29 protein-coding genes and 1 tRNA gene are annotated in these 25,493 nt (G+C 43.2%); 26 read left to right on the top strand and 4 right to left on the bottom strand.

From position 1 onward, the window contains the following. The first annotated feature begins 8 nt into the window (after positions 1–8). Positions 9–1,223 (top strand): pyridoxal phosphate-dependent aminotransferase, encoded by a 1,215-nt coding sequence (locus tag B7714_RS09555; RefSeq protein ID WP_084860359.1) that lies wholly within the window; start codon positions 9–11, stop codon positions 1,221–1,223. 144 nt (positions 1,224–1,367) lie between these two features. Next, positions 1,368–1,502, top strand: a complete 135-nt coding sequence (gene rpmH / locus B7714_RS09550; RefSeq protein WP_000831905.1) for a 50S ribosomal protein L34 — start codon at positions 1,368–1,370, stop codon at positions 1,500–1,502. A 181-nt stretch (positions 1,503–1,683) separates the two neighbouring features. Here the strand turns inward: rpmH and B7714_RS09545 are convergent, their stop codons facing one another. Continuing rightward, positions 1,684–3,528, bottom strand: a complete 1,845-nt coding sequence (locus B7714_RS09545; RefSeq protein ID WP_084860358.1) for an APC family permease — start codon at positions 3,526–3,528, stop codon at positions 1,684–1,686. A 151-nt stretch (positions 3,529–3,679) separates the two neighbouring features. On the opposite strand from B7714_RS09545, the gene B7714_RS09540 reads away from it, so the two are divergent. The 13 genes from B7714_RS09540 to pflA all read left to right on the top strand — a co-directional run bounded on the left by B7714_RS09540 (position 3,680) and on the right by pflA (position 14,813). Beyond that, positions 3,680–4,453, top strand: coding sequence for a TatD family hydrolase (locus B7714_RS09540; protein ID WP_084860356.1), 774 nt, complete (start codon positions 3,680–3,682; stop codon positions 4,451–4,453). Then, positions 4,453–5,016 (top strand): ribonuclease M5, encoded by a 564-nt coding sequence (rnmV, locus tag B7714_RS09535; protein ID WP_084860355.1) that lies wholly within the window; start codon positions 4,453–4,455, stop codon positions 5,014–5,016. Before B7714_RS09540 ends, rnmV begins: the two co-directional genes overlap by 1 nt. An 11-nt stretch (positions 5,017–5,027) precedes the next feature. Continuing rightward, on the top strand, positions 5,028–5,882 hold the full coding sequence (locus B7714_RS09530; protein ID WP_084860354.1) for an SDR family NAD(P)-dependent oxidoreductase: 855 nt from the start codon (positions 5,028–5,030) through the stop codon (positions 5,880–5,882). Positions 5,883–6,075: 193 nt separating this feature from the next. Next, positions 6,076–6,411, top strand: coding sequence for a hypothetical protein (locus B7714_RS09525; protein WP_049479459.1), 336 nt, complete (start codon positions 6,076–6,078; stop codon positions 6,409–6,411). Continuing rightward, positions 6,408–7,280, top strand: coding sequence for a 16S rRNA (adenine(1518)-N(6)/adenine(1519)-N(6))-dimethyltransferase RsmA (gene rsmA / locus B7714_RS09520; protein WP_084860353.1), 873 nt, complete (start codon positions 6,408–6,410; stop codon positions 7,278–7,280). Before B7714_RS09525 ends, rsmA begins: the two co-directional genes overlap by 4 nt. 1 nt (position 7,281) lies before the next feature. Further along, positions 7,282–8,160, top strand: coding sequence for a ribosome small subunit-dependent GTPase A (rsgA, locus tag B7714_RS09515; RefSeq protein WP_084860352.1), 879 nt, complete (start codon positions 7,282–7,284; stop codon positions 8,158–8,160). 10 nt (positions 8,161–8,170) lie between these two features. Further along, a complete protein-coding gene (gene rpe / locus B7714_RS09510) occupies positions 8,171–8,827 on the top strand; it encodes a ribulose-phosphate 3-epimerase (RefSeq protein ID WP_084860351.1) in 657 nt (218 codons plus the stop codon). After that, positions 8,790–9,452, top strand: a complete 663-nt coding sequence (locus B7714_RS09505; protein ID WP_162284818.1) for a thiamine diphosphokinase — start codon at positions 8,790–8,792, stop codon at positions 9,450–9,452. The genes rpe and B7714_RS09505 overlap by 38 nt, the downstream gene beginning before the upstream one ends. Position 9,453: 1 nt before the next feature. Continuing rightward, on the top strand, positions 9,454–10,710 hold the full coding sequence (locus B7714_RS09500) for a DNA recombination protein RmuC (protein ID WP_162284817.1): 1,257 nt from the start codon (positions 9,454–9,456) through the stop codon (positions 10,708–10,710). Further along, on the top strand, positions 10,700–11,641 hold the full coding sequence (locus B7714_RS09495) for a 3'-5' exoribonuclease YhaM family protein (RefSeq protein ID WP_084860347.1): 942 nt from the start codon (positions 10,700–10,702) through the stop codon (positions 11,639–11,641). The genes B7714_RS09500 and B7714_RS09495 overlap by 11 nt, the downstream gene beginning before the upstream one ends. A gap of 104 nt (positions 11,642–11,745) precedes the next feature. Then, entirely contained in the window at positions 11,746–12,573 is an 828-nt protein-coding gene (gene purR / locus B7714_RS09490) for a pur operon repressor (protein WP_002874197.1), read from the top strand. 66 nt (positions 12,574–12,639) lie between these two features. Continuing rightward, positions 12,640–13,896, top strand: coding sequence for a diaminopimelate decarboxylase (locus tag B7714_RS09485; RefSeq protein WP_084860346.1), 1,257 nt, complete (start codon positions 12,640–12,642; stop codon positions 13,894–13,896). Positions 13,897–14,018: 122 nt separating this feature from the next. Continuing rightward, complete coding sequence (gene pflA, locus B7714_RS09480; protein WP_001288281.1) at positions 14,019–14,813, top strand: pyruvate formate-lyase-activating protein; 795 nt, start codon at positions 14,019–14,021, stop codon at positions 14,811–14,813. Positions 14,814–14,886: 73 nt separating this feature from the next. Here the strand turns inward: pflA and yidC are convergent, their stop codons facing one another. Further along, positions 14,887–15,816, bottom strand: a complete 930-nt coding sequence (gene yidC / locus B7714_RS09475; RefSeq protein ID WP_084860392.1) for a membrane protein insertase YidC — start codon at positions 15,814–15,816, stop codon at positions 14,887–14,889. 77 nt (positions 15,817–15,893) lie between these two features. Then, positions 15,894–16,172 (bottom strand): acylphosphatase, encoded by a 279-nt coding sequence (locus B7714_RS09470; protein ID WP_001174609.1) that lies wholly within the window; start codon positions 16,170–16,172, stop codon positions 15,894–15,896. Positions 16,173–16,205: 33 nt separating this feature from the next. On the opposite strand from B7714_RS09470, the gene B7714_RS09465 reads away from it, so the two are divergent. From B7714_RS09465 to B7714_RS09415, 11 genes are all read left to right on the top strand, one after another. Beyond that, a complete protein-coding gene (locus B7714_RS09465; RefSeq protein WP_084860345.1) occupies positions 16,206–16,946 on the top strand; it encodes a TrmH family RNA methyltransferase in 741 nt (246 codons plus the stop codon). A 54-nt stretch (positions 16,947–17,000) separates the two neighbouring features. Next, entirely contained in the window at positions 17,001–17,684 is a 684-nt protein-coding gene (locus B7714_RS09460) for a Bax inhibitor-1/YccA family protein (protein ID WP_001076870.1), read from the top strand. Between the two features lie 109 nt (positions 17,685–17,793). Continuing rightward, positions 17,794–18,786, top strand: coding sequence for an aspartate--ammonia ligase (gene asnA / locus B7714_RS09455; protein ID WP_084860344.1), 993 nt, complete (start codon positions 17,794–17,796; stop codon positions 18,784–18,786). Positions 18,787–18,850: 64 nt separating this feature from the next. Then, positions 18,851–19,390, top strand: coding sequence for a 16S rRNA (guanine(966)-N(2))-methyltransferase RsmD (gene rsmD / locus B7714_RS09450; RefSeq protein WP_084860343.1), 540 nt, complete (start codon positions 18,851–18,853; stop codon positions 19,388–19,390). Beyond that, complete coding sequence (gene coaD / locus B7714_RS09445; protein WP_084860342.1) at positions 19,380–19,868, top strand: pantetheine-phosphate adenylyltransferase; 489 nt, start codon at positions 19,380–19,382, stop codon at positions 19,866–19,868. The genes rsmD and coaD overlap by 11 nt, the downstream gene beginning before the upstream one ends. Next, positions 19,852–20,889, top strand: coding sequence for a SepM family pheromone-processing serine protease (locus B7714_RS09440; RefSeq protein ID WP_084860341.1), 1,038 nt, complete (start codon positions 19,852–19,854; stop codon positions 20,887–20,889). Before coaD ends, B7714_RS09440 begins: the two co-directional genes overlap by 17 nt. Positions 20,890–20,944: 55 nt before the next feature. Then, complete coding sequence (locus B7714_RS09435; RefSeq protein WP_002892633.1) at positions 20,945–21,175, top strand: DUF1146 family protein; 231 nt, start codon at positions 20,945–20,947, stop codon at positions 21,173–21,175. A 23-nt stretch (positions 21,176–21,198) separates the two neighbouring features. Next, complete coding sequence (murA, locus tag B7714_RS09430; RefSeq protein ID WP_000411918.1) at positions 21,199–22,482, top strand: UDP-N-acetylglucosamine 1-carboxyvinyltransferase; 1,284 nt, start codon at positions 21,199–21,201, stop codon at positions 22,480–22,482. Beyond that, on the top strand, positions 22,469–22,663 hold the full coding sequence (locus B7714_RS09425; RefSeq protein WP_000739701.1) for a DNA-directed RNA polymerase subunit beta: 195 nt from the start codon (positions 22,469–22,471) through the stop codon (positions 22,661–22,663). Before murA ends, B7714_RS09425 begins: the two co-directional genes overlap by 14 nt. A gap of 40 nt (positions 22,664–22,703) precedes the next feature. Then, on the top strand, positions 22,704–23,528 hold the full coding sequence (locus B7714_RS09420) for a DNA/RNA non-specific endonuclease (RefSeq protein ID WP_084860340.1): 825 nt from the start codon (positions 22,704–22,706) through the stop codon (positions 23,526–23,528). A gap of 135 nt (positions 23,529–23,663) precedes the next feature. Next, the gene (locus B7714_RS09415) at positions 23,664–24,995 is read left to right on the top strand and encodes a hemolysin family protein (protein WP_084860338.1); all 1,332 of its coding nucleotides are present in this window, start codon (positions 23,664–23,666) and stop codon (positions 24,993–24,995) included. A gap of 133 nt (positions 24,996–25,128) precedes the next feature. On the opposite strand, the gene B7714_RS09410 is transcribed toward B7714_RS09415, so the two are convergent. Further along, positions 25,129–25,199 (bottom strand) — tRNA-Cys (locus B7714_RS09410). Positions 25,200–25,493 lie beyond the last annotated feature (294 nt).

Below are 25,493 nucleotides of genomic sequence, written 5' to 3'. Positions count from 1 at the left end.
GAAACAAGATGAAAGAATATAACAAGTCTAGTAAGTTAGAGCATGTTGCCTATGATATCCGTGGCCCTGTTTTGGAAGAAGCTATGCGGATGCGAGCAAACGGAGAAAAGATTTTACGTCTGAATACAGGGAATCCAGCAGAATTTGGATTCACAGCGCCAGATGAGGTCATTCATGACTTGATTATGAATGCGCGTGATAGTGAGGGATATTCTGACTCCAAAGGGATTTTTTCAGCACGCAAGGCCATCATGCAGTATTGTCAACTAAAGAAATTCCCCAATGTGGATATTGATGATATCTACCTCGGAAATGGTGTCAGTGAGCTGATTGTTATGTCCATGCAAGGGCTTTTGGATAATGGCGATGAGGTCTTGGTGCCTATGCCAGACTATCCTCTCTGGACAGCCGCGGTCAGCCTAGCTGGGGGAAATGCCGTTCACTATATCTGTGATGAAGCTGCAGAATGGTACCCAGATATTGACGATATTAAGTCAAAAATTACTTCCAATACAAAGGCAATCGTTCTTATCAATCCAAATAACCCAACTGGAGCCCTTTATCCTAAGGAACTCTTGTTGGATATTATTGAGATTGCACGTCAAAACGATTTGATCATCTTTGCGGACGAAATCTATGACCGCATGGTAATGGATGGACATGTGCATACGCCTGTGGCGAGCTTGGCACCAGATGTCTTCTGTGTCAGCATGAATGGTCTGTCAAAATCCCATCGTATCGCTGGTTTTCGTGTAGGATGGATGGTCTTGTCTGGTCCTAAGCACCATGTCAAGGGTTATATCGAAGGGCTCAATATGCTGTCAAATATGCGCCTTTGCTCCAACGTTTTGGCCCAGCAAGTCGTACAAACATCACTAGGTGGGCACCAGTCAGTGGATGAATTGCTCCTCCCTGGTGGACGAATTTACGAGCAAAGAAACTTCATTTACAATGCTATCCAAGATATCCCAGGTTTGTCTGCGGTCAAGCCGAAGGCGGGTCTTTATATCTTCCCTAAAATTGACCGCAATATGTACCGCATCGATGATGATGAACAGTTCGTTCTTGATTTCTTGAAGCAGGAAAAGGTTCTCTTGGTTCATGGTCGTGGTTTTAACTGGAAGGAACCAGACCATTTCCGTATCGTTTACCTTCCTCGTGTGGACGAATTGGCACAAATCCAAGAAAAGATGACACGTTTCTTGAGTCAGTATCGTAGATAAGGCTTTCATAGGGAAAAGCAGGAAACATTTCCTTAGAGCTATTGACAAATAGGTAAGAATCAGATAGAATAGTAAAGTATGTTTAGTAACTGATCACTTTATAGCCGGCTAAACGAATACAAAATCTATGAGGAGGTATTCATCGTGAAACGTACTTATCAACCAAGTAAACTTCGTCGTGCGCGTAAACACGGATTCCGTAACCGTATGTCAACTAAAAACGGTCGTCGCGTATTGGCAGCTCGTCGTCGTAAAGGACGCAAAGTTTTGGCTGCATAATCCAAACGAATTCAACAAAGAAGTCAGTAGGAACTCGAGTCTACTGGCTTTTCTTTTGATTTTAAAGAGCGCATTGTCCACGAAATCGGTCATTTCAAATGGAACTCATGGAGGGCTCATTTAAAAGGTCACATACAAAAAACTCAAAATCAGATATAAGTTACTGATTTTGAGTTTTTATTTATTCTTTTAAGTGATAAGAGTAACTAGCGACAACGACGTCTTCATGCCATCTGAGAGCGTATTTTAGTTTGAGGCTCATTTGATTGTGCAGGATATTTTGCCAAGGCTTGTTAGGGATAAACTGTGGGACGAGAACTGTAACGGTGTAGTTTTTTTGCTTAGCTTCTTGGGCGATTCGTTTGACATACTTAACGCTAGGGGTGATGATGTCGCGGTAGCTGGTGTTGATATTCTTCAGAGTGATATTTGGGAAGTAATCGGTAAATTCCTGAAGAATTTCTTGGTCTTTTTCAACCGTTTCTTTAGTAGAAATGTGCATGGCTAACACTTCGTCACCGATGCTTTGAGCGTAGTTAATGGCTCCGACACTTACTCGAGTAACATTTCCTACTAGGACAAGGATAAGGTTGCCGTCATAAGTGCGCTTTTCAATTCCTTCGTAGAGTCGTAGTTGTTTTGCCACTTTTTGGTAATGGCTGTGAATGGACAAAAAGAGGAAGGTTAAGACTAGGATAATTGGGAAGAATGGCCAGATATCACCCAGTCTGAAGAGGAGCAAAATGAGGACAATAGCATAACAAATGATGGCCCCAAGAATATTAGCAAAGGCAGGTTTTAAGAAGTTTGCTCCTTTTTCCTTTTTCCAATGGCGAATCATCCCAGTCTGAGAAAGGGCAAAGGGAACGAAGACCCCGATAGTATAAAGAGGAATCAAGCGCTCAGTATTCCCGTTAAAAATGAGAAGAAGGATCATAGCCCCAAAGGCCAGAGTTAAGATACCGTTGGAGTAGCCGAGACGATCCCCCTTTTCCATAAAGAGATGGGGCATGTACTTGTTTTTAGCCATATTGTAAGCCAGCATAGGGAAGGCTGAAAAGCCAGTATTTGCAGCTACAGCTAGAATCAAGGCTGTTGAGAACTGGAAGAGATAGTAGCTAGCATGACCAAAGAATGAATCCCCAAGAATGCCCTTGGCCATTTGCGAGAGGATGGTTTCTCCATTTTGAGGAGTGATGCCCATCCAGTAGTTTAGGAAGGTAATACCTGCAAAAAGAAATCCTAAAATAAGCGACATGATGGTCAGGGTCTGAGCAGCATTCTTTTCTTTCGGAGTTTTGAAAAATGGTACTGCATTTGAAATAGCCTCAACCCCTGTCAGGGATGCCGAACCGCTGGTAAAGGCTCTCAATAGGAGAACAATGGAAAGGCTCGGAACAGTTTGTCCAATGGTTGAAGTCGCCTGATAGTTTAGGGAACCTGTAAATAGTTGAAAGAATCCATAAAGCAAGAGAAAGACTGTACTGAAGATAAAGAGGTAGACGGGAATCATCAGAGAGCTGGCAGATTCTTTCAATCCTCTTAAATTCAAGAGCATGAGCAGGCAGACTAGGAAAATAGAGATATGAAGATTGTAGGGATGGAGGGCAGGGATGGCTGCTGTAATAGCATCAGCTCCAGACGCAACGGATACAGCTACTGTCAGCATATAGTCAACAAGGAGGCTACCCCCTGCAATCAAGCCCAGTTCAGGGGAGAGATTTTCCCGAGTGACCATATAAGCCCCACCACCTTGAGGATAGGCGTGGATGATTTGACGATAGGAAATGGTCAAACTAGCGAGCAGTAAGAGGACAAAAATACCGATAGGGAGGCTCCACCAAATAGCGAGAGGAGAGAGGCTGACTAAAACGAGAATGACTTGTTCAGGTCCATAGGCAATAGAAGAGAGGGCATCACTGGATAACATTGCAAGTGCCTGCATTTTTCCAAGTAATCCCCCTTCGCCGTCTGTGAGAGACTTGAGTGGTCGACCGATAAAGGTATATTTTAATTTTCTAAACATTTTCTTTTCCTTTGCTGAAAATTTCAATAAGTGTTATTATACTGCTTTGAAAAAGGGCAGTCAAGGGAGAATGATTGGTATTAGAATATTTTTACAAGCCGAGGGATGCTATTTTTGGTATAATAGATGGAAGAAAATGAGGTTAGAAGAGATGATTTTTGATACGCACACACATTTAAATGTAGAGGAATTTGCAGGACGTGAGTCCGAAGAAATCGCCTTGGCTGCTGAGATGGGTGTGACACAGATGAATATTGTTGGTTTTGATAAGCCAACCATTGAGCGAGCCCTAGAGTTGGCAGATGAGTATGAGCAACTCTACGCAACTATTGGCTGGCATCCGACGGAAGCAGGGACTTACACAGATGAGGTCGAAGCTTACTTGCTTGAAAAGCTAAAACATCCCAAGGTTGTTGCCTTGGGGGAGATTGGTCTGGACTATCACTGGATGACAGCACCTAAGGAAGTACAGGAGCAGGTTTTTCGTCGTCAGATTCAGCTGTCTAAGGACTTGAATTTGCCCTTTGTGGTCCACACTCGTGATGCGCTAGAAGATACTTATGAGATTATCAAGAGCGAGGGCGTTGGTCCTCGTGGTGGAATTATGCATTCATTTTCAGGCTCTTTGGAGTGGGCTGAGAAGTTTGTCGAGCTTGGCATGACTATTTCTTTCTCAGGTGTAGTGACCTTTAAGAAAGCGACGGATATCCAAGAGGTTGCTAGGGAACTTCCTTTGGATAAAATCCTCGTTGAGACAGATGCCCCTTACCTGGCTCCGGTTCCTAAACGTGGTCGCGAAAATAAAACAGCCTATACACGCTATGTGGTGGACTTTATCGCCGACTTGCGCGGGATGACTACTGAGGAGTTAGCCGCAGTAACAACTGCAAATGCAGAGCGTATCTTTGGATTGGACAGCAAGTGATGAAAGAAAAAATTTCCCAAGTCATCGTAGTCGAAGGACGGGATGATACAGCCAATCTTAAACGTTACTTTGATGTGGAGACCTATGAAACACGAGGTTCTGCCATTAATGACCAGGATATAGAACGCATTCAGCGCCTGCATGAACTGCATGGAGTCATTGTCTTTACAGATCCAGATTTTAATGGGGAGCGGATTCGGCGCATGATTATGACGGCCATTCCGACAGTTCAGCATGCCTTTCTCAAGCGAGATGAGGCTGTTCCCAAATCTAAGTCCAAGGGACGTTCTCTGGGGATTGAACACGCCAGCTATGAGGACCTAAAAACAGCGCTGGCTCAGGTGACAGAACAATTTGAAAACGAGAACGAGTTTGACATCAGTCGTGGTGACTTGATTCGCCTAGGTTTCTTAGCGGGAGCAGACAGTCGTAGGCGCCGAGAGTATCTAGGCGAACAGCTCCGAATCGGCTATTCCAATGGGAAACAGCTGCTCAAGCGGTTGGAGTTGTTTGGAGTAACCTTGGCAGAAGTGAAAGAAGTGATGGCTAAGTATTCAGACTAACGGAGTAAGAAATGAAAAAAGTAATTATTACGGGTGGCAATAGTGGTATTGGCTATCAGGCTGCAAAACAATTGGCTGAAAAGGGATGGTCAGTAACTCTATTTTGCCGACGGAAAGAAGCTGCCGAGCAAGCCTGTGAGAAAATCCGCCAACAAACAGGAAATCCGCATATAGATTATATCTTGGTTGATCTATCTGATATGAAGAGTATCAGGAAAGCAGTAGAGAAGTATATCCAAAAGGAAGAGACTTTAGATATTTTAATTAACAATGCGGCTGACTTTGATTTGTCAGTCAAAAAGCCCATCCTGACTAAGGATGGTTTAGAAAAGCAATTTGCGACCAATGTTGCCGCCCCTTTCTTGCTGTCTATCTTGTTGAAAGGTTTGTTGGAAAAAACTGAGAGTGGTCGGATTATTAATATTTCTTCCCAAGGGCTGATGCTTTATCCTTTCATGAAGCTTGATTTTGAAAATTTAGCTGGTCAAAAACATTATAGTCCTGCCAAGACCTATTATCAGAACAAACTGGCCTTGTTGATGCTGTCGCTTTATATGCGAAAACATTGGAAAGGTATCAAGGTTCAGGCAATCCGTGTGACCAATGTCAAAGTTGATATGCGCCGCTATGATCACCTCAGCGCTTTTATGAAAAATTTGTATAAAATCAAGTCAAGATTTTCAATTAGCCCGGAAGAAATGGCCAAAGTCTACACAGCCCTATCTACAGAAGATGGCCATGACGGTTTTCTGTATGATGAGAAATGCAGGAAAGTAAAAGCAAATAGATCTGCTTACGAAGAAGAGGAGCAAGCAAAACTCTATTCCTTACTTGAACAACTGACCTTTTCAAGAGACAATCTATAAAGAATTAGAAAAATAAATTTTATGCTTACTTCAATAGTGGAAAGAAATTTAGATATCGAAATCTGTTTGGAGAGTCCTGAAAAGTGATAACAATAACCAGATAGCCCAAAAATACAAAGGGAATGTGTTACAATAGAGGTACTTAGATTTATTTTGATAGCGTTAAAATAGAAACTTATAAGGACAGTGCGAAATGAAAATTCGAGTTGATAGAGATTCTGTATGTATGGGGGACGATGTATTGCCTCATGAGACAGAATTTGAGATTCCTGAAGATATGACGGTGAAAGAATTTTTTGACTTTCTAGAAAAGGAACGTTATTTGCCGTCTGTTCAAGGAAACAATGTCGCTTGGGAACTCCGTAATCGAAATGGGGAACAAGGTGTTTATTTCACCAAAACACGAGAGATTATTCATCCAGATGCGGTCTTAAAAGAGATGTTGGAAGGAATTACTGAGACTCCCTTATTTGTTTTGCTCTATCATTATACCCCGGAAGCATATTATATTAGAAAAGAGAATAAATGAGAATTGCAGATTATAGCGTGACTAAGGCAGTGCTGGAGCGTCACGGTTTTACCTTTAAAAAGTCCTTCGGGCAAAATTTCCTGACGGATACCAATATCCTTCAAAAAATCGTCGATACGGCTGAAATTGATGACCAGGTTAATGTTATCGAAATCGGGCCAGGTATTGGTGCTTTGACGGAGTTTTTGGCTGAGCGTGCAGCTCAAGTCATGGCCTTTGAGATTGACCACCGTTTAGTACCAATCCTAGCAGATACTTTACGTGATTTTGACAATGTTACTGTAGTCAATGAGGATATTCTTAAGGTTGACTTGGCGCAACATATCCAGAATTTCAAAAATCCTGACCTGCCCATTAAGGTGGTAGCCAACTTGCCTTACTACATTACGACGCCTATTCTCATGCACTTGATCGAGAGTGGCATTCCTTTTAGTGAGTTTGTCGTCATGATGCAAAAAGAAGTGGCGGATCGTATCTCCGCCCAACCCAATACCAAGGCTTACGGTAGTTTGTCGATTGCTGTGCAGTATTATATGACAGCCAAGGTTGCCTTCATCGTGCCTCGTACGGTCTTTGTGCCAGCACCAAATGTGGATTCGGCTATTTTGAAAATGGTGCGTCGTCCAGAACCAGCCGTAGCAGTGAAAGATGAACAGTTCTTCTTTAAGGTATCCAAGGCTAGTTTCACTCATCGTCGCAAGACCTTGTGGAACAACTTAACAGGCTACTTTGGCAAGACCGAAGAAGTCAAGGATAAGCTGACCAAGGCTTTGGACCAAGCAGGCTTGTCACCAAGTGTGCGTGGGGAAGCACTAAGCTTGGAAGAATTTGCTAGCCTTTCAGATGCGCTCAAAGGACAAGGGTTCTAAGATGAAGGGACAAATCATTAAAGCCTTGGCGGGCTTCTACTATGTGGAGAGTGAGGGTCAGGTCTATCAAACACGCGCACGTGGGAATTTTCGTAAAAAAGGTCATACCCCCTATGTTGGGGATTGGGTAGATTTTTCTGCGGAGGAAAATTCAGAAGGTTATATTCTCAAGATTCACGAACGGAAAAACAGTCTGGTCCGTCCACCTATTGTCAATATTGACCAAGCTGTGGTGATCATGTCCGTTAAAGAACCTGACTTTAATAGCAATTTGCTGGATCGTTTCTTGGTTCTTTTGGAGCACAAGGGCATCCATCCTATCGTCTATATTTCTAAAATGGATTTGCTGGAAGATAGAGGAGAACTGGATTTTTACCAGCAGACTTACGGTGCCATTGGCTATGACTTTGTGACCAGTAAGGAAGAACTCCTGCCCTTGTTAACAGGCAAAACTACAGTCTTTATGGGGCAGACAGGCGTTGGAAAATCAACCCTTCTCAATAAAATCGCACCAGACCTCAATCTTGAAACAGGAGAAATCTCAGACAGTCTGGGTCGCGGTCGTCATACCACTCGAGCTGTTAGTTTTTACAACCTCAATGGGGGTAAAATCGCGGACACACCAGGCTTTTCATCACTGGATTATGAAGTGTCAACGGCTGAAGATCTCAATCAGGCCTTTCCAGAGATTGCCAGTGTCAGTCGAGATTGTAAATTCCGTACTTGTACCCATACCCATGAACCGTCCTGTGCGGTTAAGCCGGCTGTCGAAGAGGGTATCATTGCATCCTTCCGTTTTGACAACTACCTGCAATTTCTCAGTGAGATTGAAAATCGCAGAGAAACCTATAAAAAAGTCAGTAAAAAAATTCCAAAATAAGGAGAAACCTATGTCTCAATACAAGATTGCTCCGTCAATTCTGGCAGCGGATTATGCCAACTTTGAACGTGAAATCAAACGCCTAGAAGCAACTGGGGCAGAGTATGCCCATATCGATATCATGGATGGTCACTTTGTACCACAAATCAGCTTTGGTGCAGGTGTGGTCGAAAGTCTTCGTCCTCATAGCAAGATGGTCTTTGACTGCCACTTGATGGTAGCTAATCCAGAGCATCATTTAGAGGACTTTGCGCGTGCAGGTGCAGATATCATCAGCATTCATGTAGAAGCAACGCCTCATATCCATGGTGCTCTTCAAAAGATTCGTTCTCTAGGTGTCAAACCTTCTGTTGTCATTAACCCTGGTACGCCGGTTGAAGTTATCAAACACGTACTTCACCTAGTTGACCAAGTTTTGGTCATGACGGTTAACCCTGGCTTCGGCGGGCAAGCCTTTCTACCTGAGACCATGGATAAGATACGTGAGTTGGTTGCCCTTCGTGAGGAAAAAGGCTTGAACTTTGAGATCGAAGTGGATGGTGGGATTGATGATCAAACCATTGCTCAAGCCAAAGAAGCTGGTGCAACAGTTTTTGTAGCGGGATCTTATGTCTTTAAGGGAGATGTCAATGAACGAGTGCAAACGCTCAGAAAACAACTGGACTAGGGTTGCCGTTTTTGCAGGCGGAGACCGTGGTCATTATCGAACGGATTTTGACTGCTTTGTCGGTGTGGATCGAGGATCGCTCTGGATCTTGGAAGAAGACCTTCCTCTGGCTCTAGCAGTTGGGGATTTTGATTCGGTAACTGCAGACGAACATCAGTTGATTCAAAAACAAGCCCAGCGCTTTATCCAAGCCCAACCAGAAAAGGATGACACAGATCTGGAATTGGCTCTCTTAACCATCTTTGAGCAAAATCCCCAGGCTCAGGTCACTATTTTTGGTGCTTTGGGTGGTCGTATTGACCATATGCTGGCCAATGTCTTTCTTCCTAGCAATCCCAAATTAGCACCTTACATGAGTCAGATAGAGATTGAGGATGGGCAAAATGTGATTACCTATTGTCCAGAAGGTACCAGTCAACTAGAGCCACGTTCAGACTATGACTATCTAGCCTTTATGCCCGTGAGGGATAGTCAGTTGACCATTATCGGAGCCAAGTACGAGTTGACAGAGGAGAATTTTTTCTTTAAAAAAGTTTACACTTCTAACGAATATATAGATAGGGAAGTTTCGGTAACTTGCCCAGATGGCTATGTCGTCGTGCTGCATAGCAAGGACAGGAGGTAGGATGGAGACTGTATTATTACTATTATTAATTGCCAATCTAGCTGGTCTCTTTCTGATTTGGCAAAGGCAGGATAAGCAGGAGAAACACCTAAGCAAGAGTTTGGAGGATCAGGCAGACGATCTTTCAGATCAACTGGATTATCGCTTTGAACAAGCCAGGCAAGCCAATCAGCTAGATCAAAAAGATTTGGAAGTGGCTGTCAGCGATCGTTTGCAAGAAGTGCGAATGGAGTTGCACCAAGGCCTGACTCAAGTCCGTCAAGAAATGACAGATAATCTCTTGCAAACCAGAGACAAGACCGACCAACGTCTCCAAGCCTTACAGGAATCAAATGAGCAACGTTTGGAACAAATGCGCCAGACAGTCGAGGAAAAGTTGGAAAAGACCTTGCAGACACGCTTGCAGGCTTCCTTCGAGACAGTTTCTAAGCAACTAGAGTCTGTCAATCGAGGTTTGGGAGAAATGCAGACGGTTGCCCGTGATGTAGGTGCCCTCAACAAGGTTCTCTCTGGAACCAAGACGCGAGGGATTCTGGGCGAGTTGCTGCTGGGGCAAATCATCGAAGACATCATGACCCCTGCCCAGTACGAACGAGAATTTGCAACGGTTGAAAACTCCAGTGAACGAGTGGAGTACGCTATCAAGTTACCTGGCCAAGGCGATCAGGAATACGTCTACCTACCGATTGACTCCAAGTTTCCACTGGCAGATTATTACCGCTTAGAAGAAGTTTATGAAGCAGGCGATAAGGACGAAATCGAACGTTGTCGCAAGTCACTCCTAACAAGTGTTAAGCGCTTTGCCAAGGATATCAAGAGCAAGTACATAGCGCCACCTCGGACGACCAATTTTGGAGTTTTGTTTGTTCCAACAGAAGGTCTTTATTCAGAAATCGTTCGAAATCCGGTCTTCTTTGATGATTTGAGACGGGAGGAGCAGATTATCGTTGCAGGACCAAGTACCCTATCAGCCCTGCTCAATTCCCTATCAGTTGGCTTCAAGACTCTCAATATCCAGAAGAGTGCTGACCATATCAGCAAGACCCTAGCTAGTGTCAAGACCGAGTTTGGCAAATTTGGAGGCATTTTGGTCAAGGCACAAAAACATCTTCAACATGCCTCTGGCAATATTGATGAATTATTAAACCGTCGCACCACAGCTATTGAGCGGACGCTCCGCCACATTGAGTTATCAGAAGGTGAGCCTGCGCTTGATCTACTCCATTTCCAAGAAAATGAGGAAGAATATGAAGATTAGTCACATGAAAAAAGATGAGCTGTTTGAAGGCTTTTACCTGATTAAGTCAGCTGACCTGAGACAGACACGAGCTGGGAAAAACTACCTAGCCTTTACCTTCCAAGACGATAGTGGAGAGATTGAAGGAAAACTCTGGGATGCCCAACCTCATAACGTTGAGGCCTTTACCGCAGGGAAAGTAGTCCACATGCAGGGGCGCAGAGAAGTTTATAACAACACTCCTCAAGTCAATCAAATCACTCTCCGCTTGCCTCAGCCTGGGGAACCCAATGATCCAGCTGACTTCAAGGTCAAATCGCCGGTTGATGTCAAGGAGATTCGTGACTACATGTCGCAAATGATTTTCAAGATTGAAAATCCTGTCTGGCAGCGTATCGTTCGCAGTCTCTACACCAAGTATGATAAGGAATTCTACTCCTATCCAGCTGCCAAGACCAACCACCATGCCTTTGAGACGGGTTTGGCCTATCATACAGCAACCATGGTGCGCTTAGCAGATGCTATTAGTGAGATCTATCCTCAGCTCAACAAGAGCCTGCTCTATGCGGGGATTATGTTGCACGACTTGGCTAAGGTTTTAGAACTCAGTGGTCCTGATCAGACGGAGTACACAGTGCGAGGCAATCTCCTTGGACATATTGCTCTCATCGATAGTGAAATTACCAAGACAGTCATGGAACTAGGCATCGATGATACTAGAGAAGAAGTGGTGTTACTGCGCCATGTCATCCTCAGTCATCATGGCTTGCTAGAGTATGGAAGTCCAGTCCGTCCACGCATTATGGAGGCAGAGATTATCCACATGATTGACAATCTCGATGCCAGCATGATGATGATGACAACAGCTCTTGCTTTGGTGGATAAAGGAGAGATGACCAATAAAATCTTCGCTATGGACAATCGTTCCTTCTATAAACCAGATTTAGATTAATAATTTAAGAAAAACGAGCATTTTTTACACAATAATGTTCGTTTTTTTATGTGAATGTGGTATAATGGATAAAATATCAAAATTAAATGGAATGGTAAATAAAAATGAAATTAAGAAGAAGTGATCGAATGGTTGTCATTTCCAACTATTTGATTAATAATCCATACAAACTAACAAGTCTCAACACCTTTGCAGAAAAGTACGAATCAGCTAAATCATCCATCTCAGAGGACATCGTGATTATCAAGCGTGCCTTTGAGGAAATCGAAATCGGCCATATCCAGACAGTGACTGGGGCAGGTGGTGGCGTTATCTTTACACCATCCATCTCTAGCCATGAAGCTAAAGAAATGATCGCAGACTTGCGTGACAAACTTTCAGAAAGCGATCGTATCTTGCCAGGTGGCTATATCTACCTGTCTGATTTGCTCAGTACACCTGCCATTTTGAAAAATATTGGTCGTATCATTGCCAAGAGCTTTATGGACCAAAAAATCGATGCCGTTATGACAGTAGCAACAAAAGGTGTGCCACTCGCAAATGCAGTTGCCAATGTCCTCAATGTTCCATTTGTCATTGTGCGTCGTGATTTGAAAATTACTGAAGGTTCAACAGTCAGCGTCAACTATGTATCAGGATCAAGTGGCGACCGTATTGAAAAAATGTTCCTTTCAAAACGTAGTCTCAAGGCAGGCAGTCGTGTCTTGATTGTGGATGACTTCTTGAAAGGCGGAGGAACTGTCAACGGGATGATTAGTCTCTTGCGTGAGTTTGATTCAGAGTTGGCTGGTGTTGCAGTCTTTGCAGACAATGCCCAAGAAGAACGTGAAAAGCAGTTTGATTACAAGTCACTCTTGAAGGTAACCAATATTGATGTCAAGAACCAATCCATCGATGTCGAGATTGGAAATATCTTTGACGAAGACAAATAAGAGATAGAACTAAAGGTTGGAACGATTGTCCCAGCCTTTCTTTGCAAACAGAATAGAAGGAAGCTTATGAAAACACCATTTATCAGCCGAGAAGATTTAGAAACAATTGTTGCAGAGTTCCCGACTCCCTTTCACTTATATGACGAGAAGGGGATTCGCGAGAAAGCGCGAGCAGTCAACCGGGCCTTTTCTTGGAATAAGGGCTTTAAAGAATATTTTGCAGTCAAGGCCACTCCAACTCCAGCCATCTTGAAAATCCTCCAAGAGGAAGGTTGTGGTGTGGACTGTTCTAGTTATGTAGAGCTCTTGATGAGCCACAAACTGGATTTTCCCGGCTCTGAGATTATGTTCTCTTCAAACAATACGCCAGACCAAGAGTACGCTTATGCGCGTGAATTGGGCGCAACCATTAACTTGGATGCCTTTGAAGACATTGAACATCTGGAGCGAGCGGCAGGCATTCCAGAAATCATCTCTTGTCGTTACAATCCTGGGGGCGTTTTTGAACTAGGAACAGATATCATGGACAATCCTGGAGAAGCCAAGTTTGGCATGACCAAGGACCAGCTTTTTGAAGCCTTTGCGATTTTGAAGGAAAAAGGAGCCAAGACCTTTGGGATTCACTCTTTCCTAGCATCCAATACTGTCACCCATCTCTATTATCCAGAGTTGGCCCGTCAGCTCTTTGAATTGGCTGTTGAAATCAAGGAAAAGTTGGGCATTTCGCTAGACTTTATCAATCTTTCTGGCGGTATTGGTGTCAATTACCGTCCAGACCAGGAGCCAAACGATATTGCGATGATTGGTGAAGGTGTGCGTAAGGTTTATGAAGAAGTCCTTATGCCAGCAGGTCTTGGTCAGGTCAAGATTTTCACCGAATTGGGTCGTTTTATGTTGGCGCCTCATGGAGCTCTCGTCACAAGAGTTACTCATAAGAAAAAAACCTATCGTACCTATCTGGGCGTGGATGCCTCAGCAGTCAACCTCATGCGCCCAGCCATGTATGGAGCCTACCACCATATCACCAATCTGACCCATCCAGACGGACCAGTTGAGGTGGTAGATGTGGTCGGTTCACTCTGCGAAAACAATGATAAATTTGCCGTCAATCGCGAACTGCCTCATACAGAAATCGGTGATTTGCTGGTGATTCATGATACAGGTGCACATGGATTCTCCATGGGTTACCAGTACAATGCCAAACTACGCTCGGCAGAAATCCTCTATACCGAAGAAGGAAAAGCTCGCCAAATCCGCCGTGCAGAGCGCCCTGAGGACTATTTCGCAACCTTGTATGATTTTGATTTTGAATCGGATCATTAAAAGAAATTGAAAATGAAAGTGAAAAACAGATTGCTTTCTAAAAAAATAGACAAAAAAACCTTGTTTTTCACCTTACTCGTGATATAATAAAACTATAAAACGGTTTCAAGGAAGGTGACGATATGTCTGAAGAAACAATTGACTATGGACAAGTGACAGGAATGGTGCATTCGACAGAGAGTTTTGGGGCGGTAGATGGCCCTGGGATTCGGTTTATTGTCTTTTTGCAGGGCTGTCACATGCGTTGCCAGTACTGTCATAACCCTGATACATGGGCTATGGAGACCAATAAATCACGCGAACGGACAGTAGACGATGTCTTGACAGAAGCCCTTCGCTACCGTGGTTTCTGGGGAGACAAGGGAGGAATCACTGTTAGTGGTGGAGAAGCACTCTTACAGATTGATTTCCTAATTGCCCTCTTTACCAAGGCCAAGGAAAAAGGAATCCACTGTACCTTGGATACCTGTGCCCTTCCGTTCCGTAATAAACCACGTTATCTCGAAAAATTTAATAAACTCATGGCGGTGACAGACTTGGTTCTCCTGGATATCAAGGAAATCAACGAAGAACAGCACAAGATTGTCACAAGTCAAACCAATAAAAATATCTTGGCCTGTGCCCAGTACCTGTCAGATATTGGGAAGCCTGTTTGGATTCGCCATGTGCTGGTTCCGGGATTGACAGACAGAGATGAGGACTTGATCGAACTTGGTAAATTCGTCAAAACCCTCAAAAACGTTGATAAGTTTGAAATCTTGCCTTATCATACGATGGGAGAATTCAAGTGGCGTGAACTAGGAATTCCTTATTCGCTCGAAGGGGTCAAACCTCCAACAGCAGACCGTGTCAAGAATGCCAAGGAATTGATGGATACAGAAAGTTACCAAGATTACATGAAACGTGTTCATGGATAAAAAAGAAGCCTGATGGAGACATCGGGTTTTTGTGATGCATAAAAAGCCTAGCCTTTCAGCTAAGCTTTTTTTCTTATTTTCTAGAATGTTGTTTACCAGCATTGCGTTTTTTATGTTTCTTATTAGTCATGATCGCAGTTGCTTGGTCAGGAGTGACATCTTTGCGCCCGCCTCCAGTTGAAAATGAACGTGCTTTTGGTGGATTTTTGGCAAATTCTTCACGAACTTTTTTGCGAAGTTTTGGACGAACAACATAGTTAACGATGAATTGTTGGAGAATCATCATGAAACCACCGACAACCCAGTAAAGTGTCACACTTGCTGGTGCGAAGAAGGAGAAGACGACAATCATGAGTGGGCTCATGTAAATCATTCTCTTGAGCTGTTCTCTTTGCATCTCATCTTCTACTCCATGAAGTGAAAGGAGTGATTGGAGATAGTAGAGGATACCAGCGAAGGCGACAAGGAGCAGACTTGGTGAACCAAGATCGATACCCAAGAAGGTAGAGCTAGCTACCCCGTCAGTGTATTGGGCTGCAAAGTAGATAGCAGAGAAGAAAGGCATTTGAATGAGGATAGGGAAACATCCTACACCACCGAACATGCTAATGCCATGTTCTTTCTGAGCTGCAAAGAGAGCTTGTTGTGCTTCTAGTTTTTCTTCTTGAGTGGTTGCTTCTTTGAGACGTGTTTGATGTGGTTCAAGCACGTGTTTGAGGGCATTCATCTTTTCAGAGTGAAGCGTTGCCTTCCATGATTGGTAGATACCAAGTGGCAAGATAATCAAGCGCACGATGATGGTTACGATGATGATAGCCACACCAAAGCCTAGACCTTTATCAGTAGCGAAGTACTTGATAGCTTCAGCCATAGGTGCTCCGATGGTATTCCAAATCAATCCTGTGGGTTGTCCTGTTGCTTTGTCTACTTGGACACAGCCTGACAAGACGAGTAGCATAGCCACTCCCATAGCAGAGAGGGCAAAACGTTTAATAGATTTCAATGTTTTCATTCCTTCTTTAAAAATTATACCTTTCTATTCTACTGTTTTTTTGTAAAATATACAATAGTTCTAGAGACCTAATTTGCGACTTTGAAGTCCGAATAGGATGAAAAGTTGCTCATTTGTACATCTAGATAGGTAACTTTTGAAAAAGGTGTCGGACCTTTTCGGATTTCTTGGATAAATTTTGCCATAGTGGCAGAGGAGTCTGCCTGAGCAAGAATTTCCACTGTGCCATCGTCGTTATTCCAGACACGACCAGTGATGCCACCGATTTCAAGAGCTAAAGTAACAACACCCCAACGAAAACCAACACCCTGCACCCTGCCTTGGGCAATCATTCTAACCTTTTGCATACAAAACCCCTTTGATTGTGTTATAATATTTCTATGACTATTATAACCTCAAAAGCCAATTCTGTGGTAAAAAATGCCAAGAAATTACATCAAAAAAAATATCGAAAGTCTGCTTATTTGATTGAAGGCTGGCACTTATTCGAAGAAGCTGTTCAAGCAGGAGTGACGATTGAAAAGGTCTTTGCCCTAGAAAGTTACCGAGATCAGCTAGTTGCTTTTCCTCAAACTATTTGGGTTTCAGAGGAGATTTTGCTAGATTTGGCAGATACGCAAACTCCTCAAGGCATTGTTGCAGTGATTCAAAAAGAAGAAGTGGGACTGCCTGATCTCCATCAGGGCAAGTTTCTATTTTTAGAAGATGTTCAAGATCCTGGTAATGTGGGCACCATGATTCGGACGGCGGATGCGGCAGGTTTTACAGGGGTTATTGTTTCAGACAAGTCAGCAGATATATACAGTCTCAAGACCCTGCGTTCCATGCAAGGAAGTCATTTTCATTTGCCTATCTATCGTATGCCTCTTGTCAGCTTTGTAGAAGAGGCAAAGAAGAGCAATTTGCCCATTCTGGCAACGACCTTATCGAGAGAGTCAAAGGATTATCGTGAGCTTTCTTCACTAGAGAACTTTGTTTTAGTCATGGGAAATGAAGGGCAGGGGATTAGTTCTGTCATGGCTGAGAGTGCTGATCAGCTGGTTCATATTAGTATGAAAGGTCGAGCAGAAAGTCTCAACGTAGCAGTTGCAGCAGGCATTTTGATGTTTTATTTCAGCTAATTTATAAAATCTTTGTTATAATCAAGACATATTTATAGAAAAAGGAGAATCAGAATGAATCAAACGATTATTCAAGAACGTTCAGGTCTCAATCAATTTTACGCTAAGGTTTACGCCTTTGTGGGACTTGGAATAGGTCTATCGGCTCTCGTGTCAGCTTTGATGTTGACAGTCTTTCAGTCCCAATTGGTCTACTTTTTAATGCATGGCCGTCTCTGGTTGATGATTGCAACTTTTGCAGAACTTGCTCTAGTCTTTGTTGCAAGTAGCATGGCTGCAAAAAATAGCCCAGCAGCTCTCCCAGTATTTTTAGTTTATTCTGTTTTAAATGGCTTTACGCTCAGCTTTGTCGTAGCCTTCTATACACCTGGGACCGTCTTATCAGCTTTTGTATCCAGTGCCCTTCTATTCTTTGTCATGGCGGCAATCGGAATTTTCACTAAGAAAGATTTGAGTGGAATGGGACGAGCTTTGATGGCGGCGCTTGTTGGTCTCATCATTGCTATGGTTGTGAATCTATTTTTAGCCAATAGCTTCTTTGACTACATGATTAGTATTGCCATGGTCTTGGTTTTCTCAGGTTTGATTGCTTGGGACAACCAAAAGATTCGCTATGTTTATGAGCAGTCACGAGGGCAAGTAGCGACAGGATGGGTCATCTCAATGGCGCTCAGCATCTATCTAGACTTTATCAACCTCTTCCTTAGCATCTTACGAATCTTTGGTCGAAACGATTAATGAATGACAGAGTCAGTGTTCAAAAGAGCACTGACTTTTTCTTATTTACTCTTTTCTTTTCTTGGAAATAGGTGTATAATGCTTTTAACTAATTTTTGAGGAGCTGTTTATGAAGAAAAGTTTTATTCATCAACAAGAAGAAATTTCCTTTGTGAAGAACACTTTTACCCAGTATTTGAAAGATAAGTTAGAAGTTGTCGAAGTTCAAGGTCCTATCTTGAGCAAGGTCGGGGATGGGATGCAGGACAACCTGTCAGGTGTCGAAAATCCAGTATCCGTCAAGGTCTTGCAGATTCCAGATGAAACCTATGAAGTCGTTCACTCACTTGCCAAATGGAAACGCCACACCTTGGCTCGTTTTGGTTTCGGTGAAGGTGAAGGTCTGTTTGTTCATATGAAAGCCCTTCGTCCGGACGAAGATTCGCTTGACGCGACCCATTCAGTTTATGTGGACCAGTGGGACTGGGAGAAGGTTATCCCAAATGGTCAACGCAATATCGCTTATCTCAAAGAAACCGTTGAGAAGATTTACAAGGCTATTCGTCTAACAGAGCTAGCCGTAGAGGCCCGCTACGATATCGAATCCATCTTGCCAAAACAAATCACCTTTATCCATACAGAAGAGTTGGTAGAACGCTATCCAGACCTAACACCGAAAGAGCGTGAAAATGCAATCTGTAAAGAGTTCGGTGCTGTCTTCTTGATTGGTATTGGTGGCGAGTTGCCTGACGGAAAACCTCATGACGGCCGTGCACCTGACTATGATGACTGGACAACAGAGTCTGAAAATGGCTACAAAGGGTTAAATGGGGATATTCTAGTTTGGAACGAATCTCTTGGCTGTGCCTTTGAGCTTTCGTCGATGGGGATTCGGGTAGATGAAGATACACTTCGTCGCCAAGTGGCTCTTACAGGAGACGAAAATCGTCTGGAGTTGGAATGGCATAAGGCACTGCTCAACGGTCTTTTCCCATTGACAATCGGTGGGGGGATTGGACAGTCTCGGATGGCCATGTTCCTTCTTCGTAAGAAACACATCGGAGAGGTCCAGACCAGTGTTTGGCCTCAAGAAGTTCGCGATACGTACGAAAATATTTTGTAGAGAATCGAACCGCAAGGTTCGGTTTTCTTTCTCTTTTTGCCTATAATTTGGTATAATAAACGGTATGAAAATCGTATCAGGAATCTACGGGGGGCGACCCCTCAAGACGCTAGAAGGCAAGACGACGAGGCCGACATCGGATAAGGTGCGTGGAGCTATCTTTAACATGATAGGTCCCTATTTTGAGGGTGGTCGTGTCTTGGATCTCTATGCTGGCAGTGGTGGTTTATCCATTGAGGCAGTCTCGCGTGGGATGTCCCATGCTGTCTTAGTGGAACGGGATCGAAAGGCACAAGCTATCATCGCTGAAAATATCCAAATGACCAAGGAAGTTTCTAAATTTCAGCTCGTAAAAATGGAAGCTGATCGTGCTCTAGAGCAAGTCGGAGGGACATTTGATCTGGTCTTTTTAGACCCTCCCTATGCCAAGGAACAAATCGTTGCAGATATCGAAAAAATGGCAGAAAGAAACCTTTTCTCCCAAGAGGTCATGGTTGTCTGCGAAACCGATAAGTCTGTAGAACTCCCAGAAGAAATCGCCTGCTTAGGCATCTGGAAGGAAAAAATATATGGGATTAGTAAGGTGACAGTTTATGTCAGATAAAATTGGATTATTTACAGGATCATTTGATCCGATGACAAATGGACATTTGGATATCATTGAACGCGCCAGCAAACTCTTTGATAAGCTTTATGTCGGGGTGTTCTACAATCCCCACAAACAAGGCTTTCTCCCCGTTGAAAATCGCAAACGGGCAGTCAAAAAAGCGGTGGCGCATTTAGATAATGTAGAGGTGCTGGCTTCTCATGATGAATTGGTAGTCGAAGTTGCAAGGAGACTGGGAGCCAAAACCCTTGTCCGTGGCTTGCGGAATGCCACCGACTTGCAATACGAGTCTAGTTTTGATTACTACAATCATCAACTGGCTCCAGAAATCGAAACCATTTACCTATATAGTCGCCCAGAGCATCTTTATATTAGCTCTTCAGCCATGAGAGAACTTCTGAAGTTTGGTCAGGAGATTCAGCAATATGTCCCAAACAGTGTTGTGGAGGAATTAGAACATGAAGAAAAAAACTAGATGGCCCTTATATGTCATCCTAGCACTAGTATTGACTTTTTTAGCCTTTGTAATACCTTTACCATACTACATAGAAGTTCCAGGTGGAGCGGAAGATATTCGTCGCGTTTTGAAAGTCAATGAAACAGAAGACACAGAAGCAGGAGCTTACCAGTTTGTAACAGTCGGCATTCGACATGCAACTCTGTCGCATCTTGTCTATGCTTGGTTAACACCTTTCACGGATATTAGAAGTGCCAAGGAGACTACGGGTGGCTCTACTGATGCAGAGTTTATGCGGATCAATCAGTTCTATATGCAAACTTCTCAAAACATGGCCAAGTATCAAGGATTGAAGACGGCTGGAAAGGATATCGAACTCAAGTATCTGGGAGTTTATGTCTTGACCGTGACGGACAATTCAACTTTTAAGGGCATTCTGAACATCGCAGATACCGTGACGGCTGTTAATGACAAAACATTTGATAGTTCAAAAGACTTGGTCGACTATGTCAACTCTCAACAATTAGGGGACACGGTCAAGGTAACCTATGAAGAAGACGGAAAAGTCAAGTCTGCAGAAGGTAAAATTATCACTCTCGAAAACGGAAAAAACGGGATTGGGATTGGCTTGATTGACCGTACAGAAGTGACCAGTGACGTTCCCATTCGCTTTTCAACAGCTGGTATCGGCGGGCCAAGTGCTGGTCTTATGTTTAGTCTAGCTATTTACACCCAGATAGCAGATCCAGGACTTCGTAATGGCCGCATCGTTGCGGGAACGGGAACCATTGATCGCGATGGAAATGTTGGCGACATCGGTGGAATTGATAAAAAAGTAGTTGCAGCCTCTCGTCAGGGAGCCAACATCTTTTTTGCCCCTGACAATCCAGTCACTGAGGAAGCAAAAAAAGCAGATCCCAATGCGAAAAGCAACTATGAAACAGCCCTAGAAGCTGCTAAAACGATCAAAACAGAGATGAAAATCGTTCCGGTTAAGACCTTACAGGATGCAATTGATTACCTTAAAAACAATCCCTAATTCGTAGAAAAATCGAAAACTAGCGCGCAAGCGGATAAGATGGTATAATAGTCAAATGGTTCAATTATTATTCACTCTAAGTAGTCATATACTCTTTATTTATTTGAGTTTTTACCTTTTGAAGGATCTTGTGAGATGGGAAAAGGTTTTAAAAGTGACCGCTACTAACACAAAAAAGGTTCGTTTGTTGGTAGGCTTCTTTAGTATTGTGATGGGCTACATCTTGAGTTCATTCTTTATCAGTTTGTACCAACTGTGGCAAGAAGCACTTAGAGGACTATTATAAAATCAAAAGTAAAGGAAACAACTATGGAAAAAATTGTGGTTCAAGGCGGAGATAATCGTCTGGTCGGGAGTGTGACGATCGAGGGAGCAAAGAATGCAGTCTTGCCCTTGTTGGCGGCGACTATTCTAGCAAGCAAGGGTAAGACAGTCTTGCAGAACGTCCCAATCTTGTCAGATGTTTTCACCATGAATCAAGTAGTTCGTGGTCTGAATGCCAAGGTGGACTTTGATGAGGAAGCACATGTTGTCGAGGTTGATGCGACTGGTGATATCACTGAGGAAGCTCCATACAAGTATGTCAGCAAGATGCGTGCATCCATCGTTGTCTTGGGGCCAATCCTTGCTCGTGTAGGACATGCCAAAGTTTCTATGCCAGGGGGATGTACCATCGGGAGTCGTCCAATCGACCTCCACCTCAAAGGTTTGGAAGCTATGGGGGCAAAGATCACCCAGACAGCTGGTTACATTGAAGCTAAGGCAGAACGCCTGCATGGCGCTCATATCTACATGGACTTTCCTAGTGTCGGTGCAACACAAAACCTGATGATGGCAGCGACTCTAGCTGATGGTGTAACGGTCATTGAAAATGCTGCGCGTGAGCCGGAAATTGTTGACCTTGCTATTCTCCTTAATGAAATGGGAGCCAAGGTTAAGGGAGCTGGTACTGAAACAATCACAGTAACTGGTGTCGAGGAACTCCATGGTACGACTCATAATGTGGTACAGGACCGTATCGAAGCTGGAACCTTTATGGTAGCGGCAGCTATGACAGGTGGCGATGTTCTCGTTCGTGATGCAGTCTGGGAACACAATCGCCCCTTGATTTCAAAACTCCTTGAAATGGGTGTTGAAGTGACAGAGGAATCAGAAGGCATCCGTGTTCGTTCTCAACTTGAAAATCTCAAGGCTGTTCATGTAAAAACTTTACCACACCCAGGATTTCCAACAGATATGCAGGCACAATTTACAGCTCTGATGACAGTCGCAAAAGGGGAATCCACCATGGTGGAAACAGTGTTTGAGAATCGCTTCCAACACTTGGAGGAAATGCGCCGTATGGGCTTGCACTCAGAGATTATCCGTGACACAGCTCGTATTGTTGGGGGACAGGCTTTACAGGGTGCAGAAGTTCTATCAACGGACCTTCGTGCCAGTGCTGCCTTGATTTTGACAGGTCTGGTGGCGCAGGGAGAAACAGTTGTTGGTAAATTAGTCCACCTTGATAGAGGTTACTACCGTTTCCATGAGAAATTGGCTCAGCTAGGAGCGAAGATTCAGCGAATCGAGGCAAATGATGAAGAAGAATAAAAACTTACGCTATGTACTCCGTCGTTTACTGTTGATTTTTATCGTACTATTGCTAGGCTTTCTGGCTTTAGGAATCGGCTTGATGGTTGGCTATGGTATCCTAGGAAAGGGACAGGATCCATGGGCTATCTTGTCTCCAGCAAAGTGGCAGGAATTGATTAGCAAATTTACAGGAAATTAGACTGGGAGACCAGTCTTTTTCTAAAGAAATAAGGAGAAAAATGGACAAAAAAACAAGACAAGCTCTGATAGGGTTACTTATATTCTTACTCTTGGCTGCTGGAAGCTACTATATCAAGCAGATGCAGACAGCGCCAAACACCCCTAGAACCAAGGTTAGTCAGAAAAAACAAGCTTCAGAAGCTCCCAGTCAGGAGCTAGCTGAAAGTGTCTTAACTGAGTCAATCAAAAACCAAATCAAGGGTGATCTTGAGTGGAATGGGGCAGGAGCCTTTATTGTCAATGGCAATAAAACCAATCTAGATGCCAAGGTTTCTAGTAAACCCTATGCGGATAATAAAACAAAGACAGTGGGAAAAGAAACGGTTCCAACTGTTGCCAATGCCATCTTATCCAAAGCGACTCGGCAGTATAAAAATCGTGAAGAAACAGGCAACGGCTCAACCTCCTGGACGCCACCAGGATGGCATCAGGTCAAGAATCTAAAGGGAGCCTATACACATGCAGTCGATAGAGGACACCTGCTGGGTTATGCCTTGATAGGTGGTTTGGACGGTTTTGATGCCTCTACCAGCAATCCCAAGAACATTGCAGTCCAGACAGCTTGGGCCAATCAAGCTCAGGCTGAGGATTCGACAGGTCAGAACTACTATGAGAGTTTGGTCAGAAAAGCCTTGGACCAAAATAAGAGGGTCCGTTATCGCGTGACGCTCCACTATGCGACAAATGAGGACCTAGTTCCATCCGCTTCACAAATCGAAGCCAAGTCTTCAGATGGCGAATTGGAATTCAATGTCCTAATCCCCAATGTTCAAAAGGGAATCCAGCTTGATTACCGAACAGGGCAAGTAACAGTAACGGATTAGAAACAATAGATACAATAAAAATAGCTCCTTTGTCTTCTATAGGCAGGGGAGCTATTGTTTAAATGAAAAATAATGTGAATCCTGATCGATTTTATGATATAATGGAACACAAGATACTATTTTAGGAGAAGGACTATGGAAGACCCGAGCAGTCAGAATTTGTTGCTACAGTTTGTATTGTTATTTATCTTGACCCTGTTAAATGCTTTTTTCTCAGCCACTGAAATGGCAATGGTGTCACTAAACCGTTCCCGAGTGGAGCAAAAAGCAGAAGAGGGAGACAAACGTTACGTTCGTTTGTTAAAGGTACTTGAAAACCCTAATCACTTTTTATCAACCATTCAAGTCGGTATCACCTTGATCACGATCTTGTCAGGGGCAAAATTGGCAGATACACTTGGACAAGTAATTGCCTCTTGGATGGGGAATGGAGAAACAGCTTATGCCATTGCAAGTTTCCTCTCTTTGGCATTCTTGACCTACATCTCTATTGTATTTGGTGAACTCTATCCTAAACGGATTGCCCTTAATCTAAAAGATGCCTTAGCCATTCGCTCTGTTCCGATTATCATTGGGCTTGGGAAGATTGTCAGTCCCTTTGTCTGGTTGTTATCTGCTTCAACCAATCTCTTGAGTCGTTTAACGCCAATGACCTTTGATGATGCGGATGAAAAAATGACTCGAGATGAAATTGAGTACATGTTGACCAAAAGTGAGGAAACTTTGGATGCAGACGAAATCGAGATGTTACAAGGGATCTTCTCTCTAGATGAGCTGATGGCGAGAGAAGTCATGGTTCCTCGGACAGATGCCTTTATGGTGGATATTCAGGATGATAGTCAAACCATTATCCAAAGTATTCTAAAGCAAAATTTCTCACGTATTCCTGTTTATGATGGGGATAAGGACAATGTGATTGGTTTGATTCATACCAAGCGTTTGCTAAACGCTGCCTATGCAGATGGCTTTGAAAATATTGTCTGGAAGAAGATCTTACAAGATCCACTCTTTGTTCCTGAAACTATTTTTGTGGATGACTTGCTAAAAGAATTGCGAAATACCCAAAGACAAATGGCCATTTTGCTCGATGAATATGGTGGTATGGCTGGACTGGTCACACTGGAAGACCTGCTGGAGGAGATTGTCGGAGAAATCGACGACGAGACAGACCGAGCAGAAATCGAAGTCCATCAAATCGGTGAGGACACCTATATTGCACAAGGAACTATGAATCTTAACGACTTCAATAACTACTTTGGTGTCGAACTAGAAAGCGATGATGTGGATACCATCGCCGGTTATTATTTGACGGGTGTTGGTACGATTCCAACAACTGAGAAAATTAGTTACCAACTGGTCAGTCAAAACAAGCAAATCGTCCTGACCAACGATAAGGTGAAAAATGGACGTGTTACCAAGGTAAAAGTTCAAATCACAGAACTAGAACCCGAAGAAGAAACAGAATAAAGCAGTGACTTGAGTCACTGCTTTTTGTAAATCTAGATGGTAGGTTCAGTTATCCCCACTTATTAGGAATAATAAAAAAGCCCGGTTTTACGAGCTTTTCATTTGGTTAATTCCTGTTAATTCAGGTACTGAAAGGCGGTAGACGGATTTGAACCGACGATCAAGCTTTTGCAGAGCCGTGCCTTACCACTTGGCTATACCGCCTCAACGTTTATTATTATACCTTGAAAATCATTTCCCGTCAATAGTTTCTTATTCTAAAATCCAATTTAAGAAAACAGATGATGATCGAAGAAGTGAGAAAAAGCTTGTAAAAATCCCGTTCTAAAGAGGGTCGGACTAGAAAGTATTTCTTGCTAAAACAAACAAAGAATGTAGAAATTTTGACAAATAGAAGTTTTTTGAGGAAATGCGCCTAAATATTCTGAAAATTCGTTTACTTTTTAAAAGATATATGTTATAATTTCCAGTAAGCCTAAATTTTTCAAGAGGAGTTAA

The organism is Streptococcus oralis subsp. oralis, from assembly GCF_002096595.1.
Taxonomy (GTDB): Bacteria; Bacillota; Bacilli; order Lactobacillales; family Streptococcaceae; genus Streptococcus; species Streptococcus oralis_D.
This window is presented reverse-complemented; position numbering and strand designations above follow the sequence as displayed.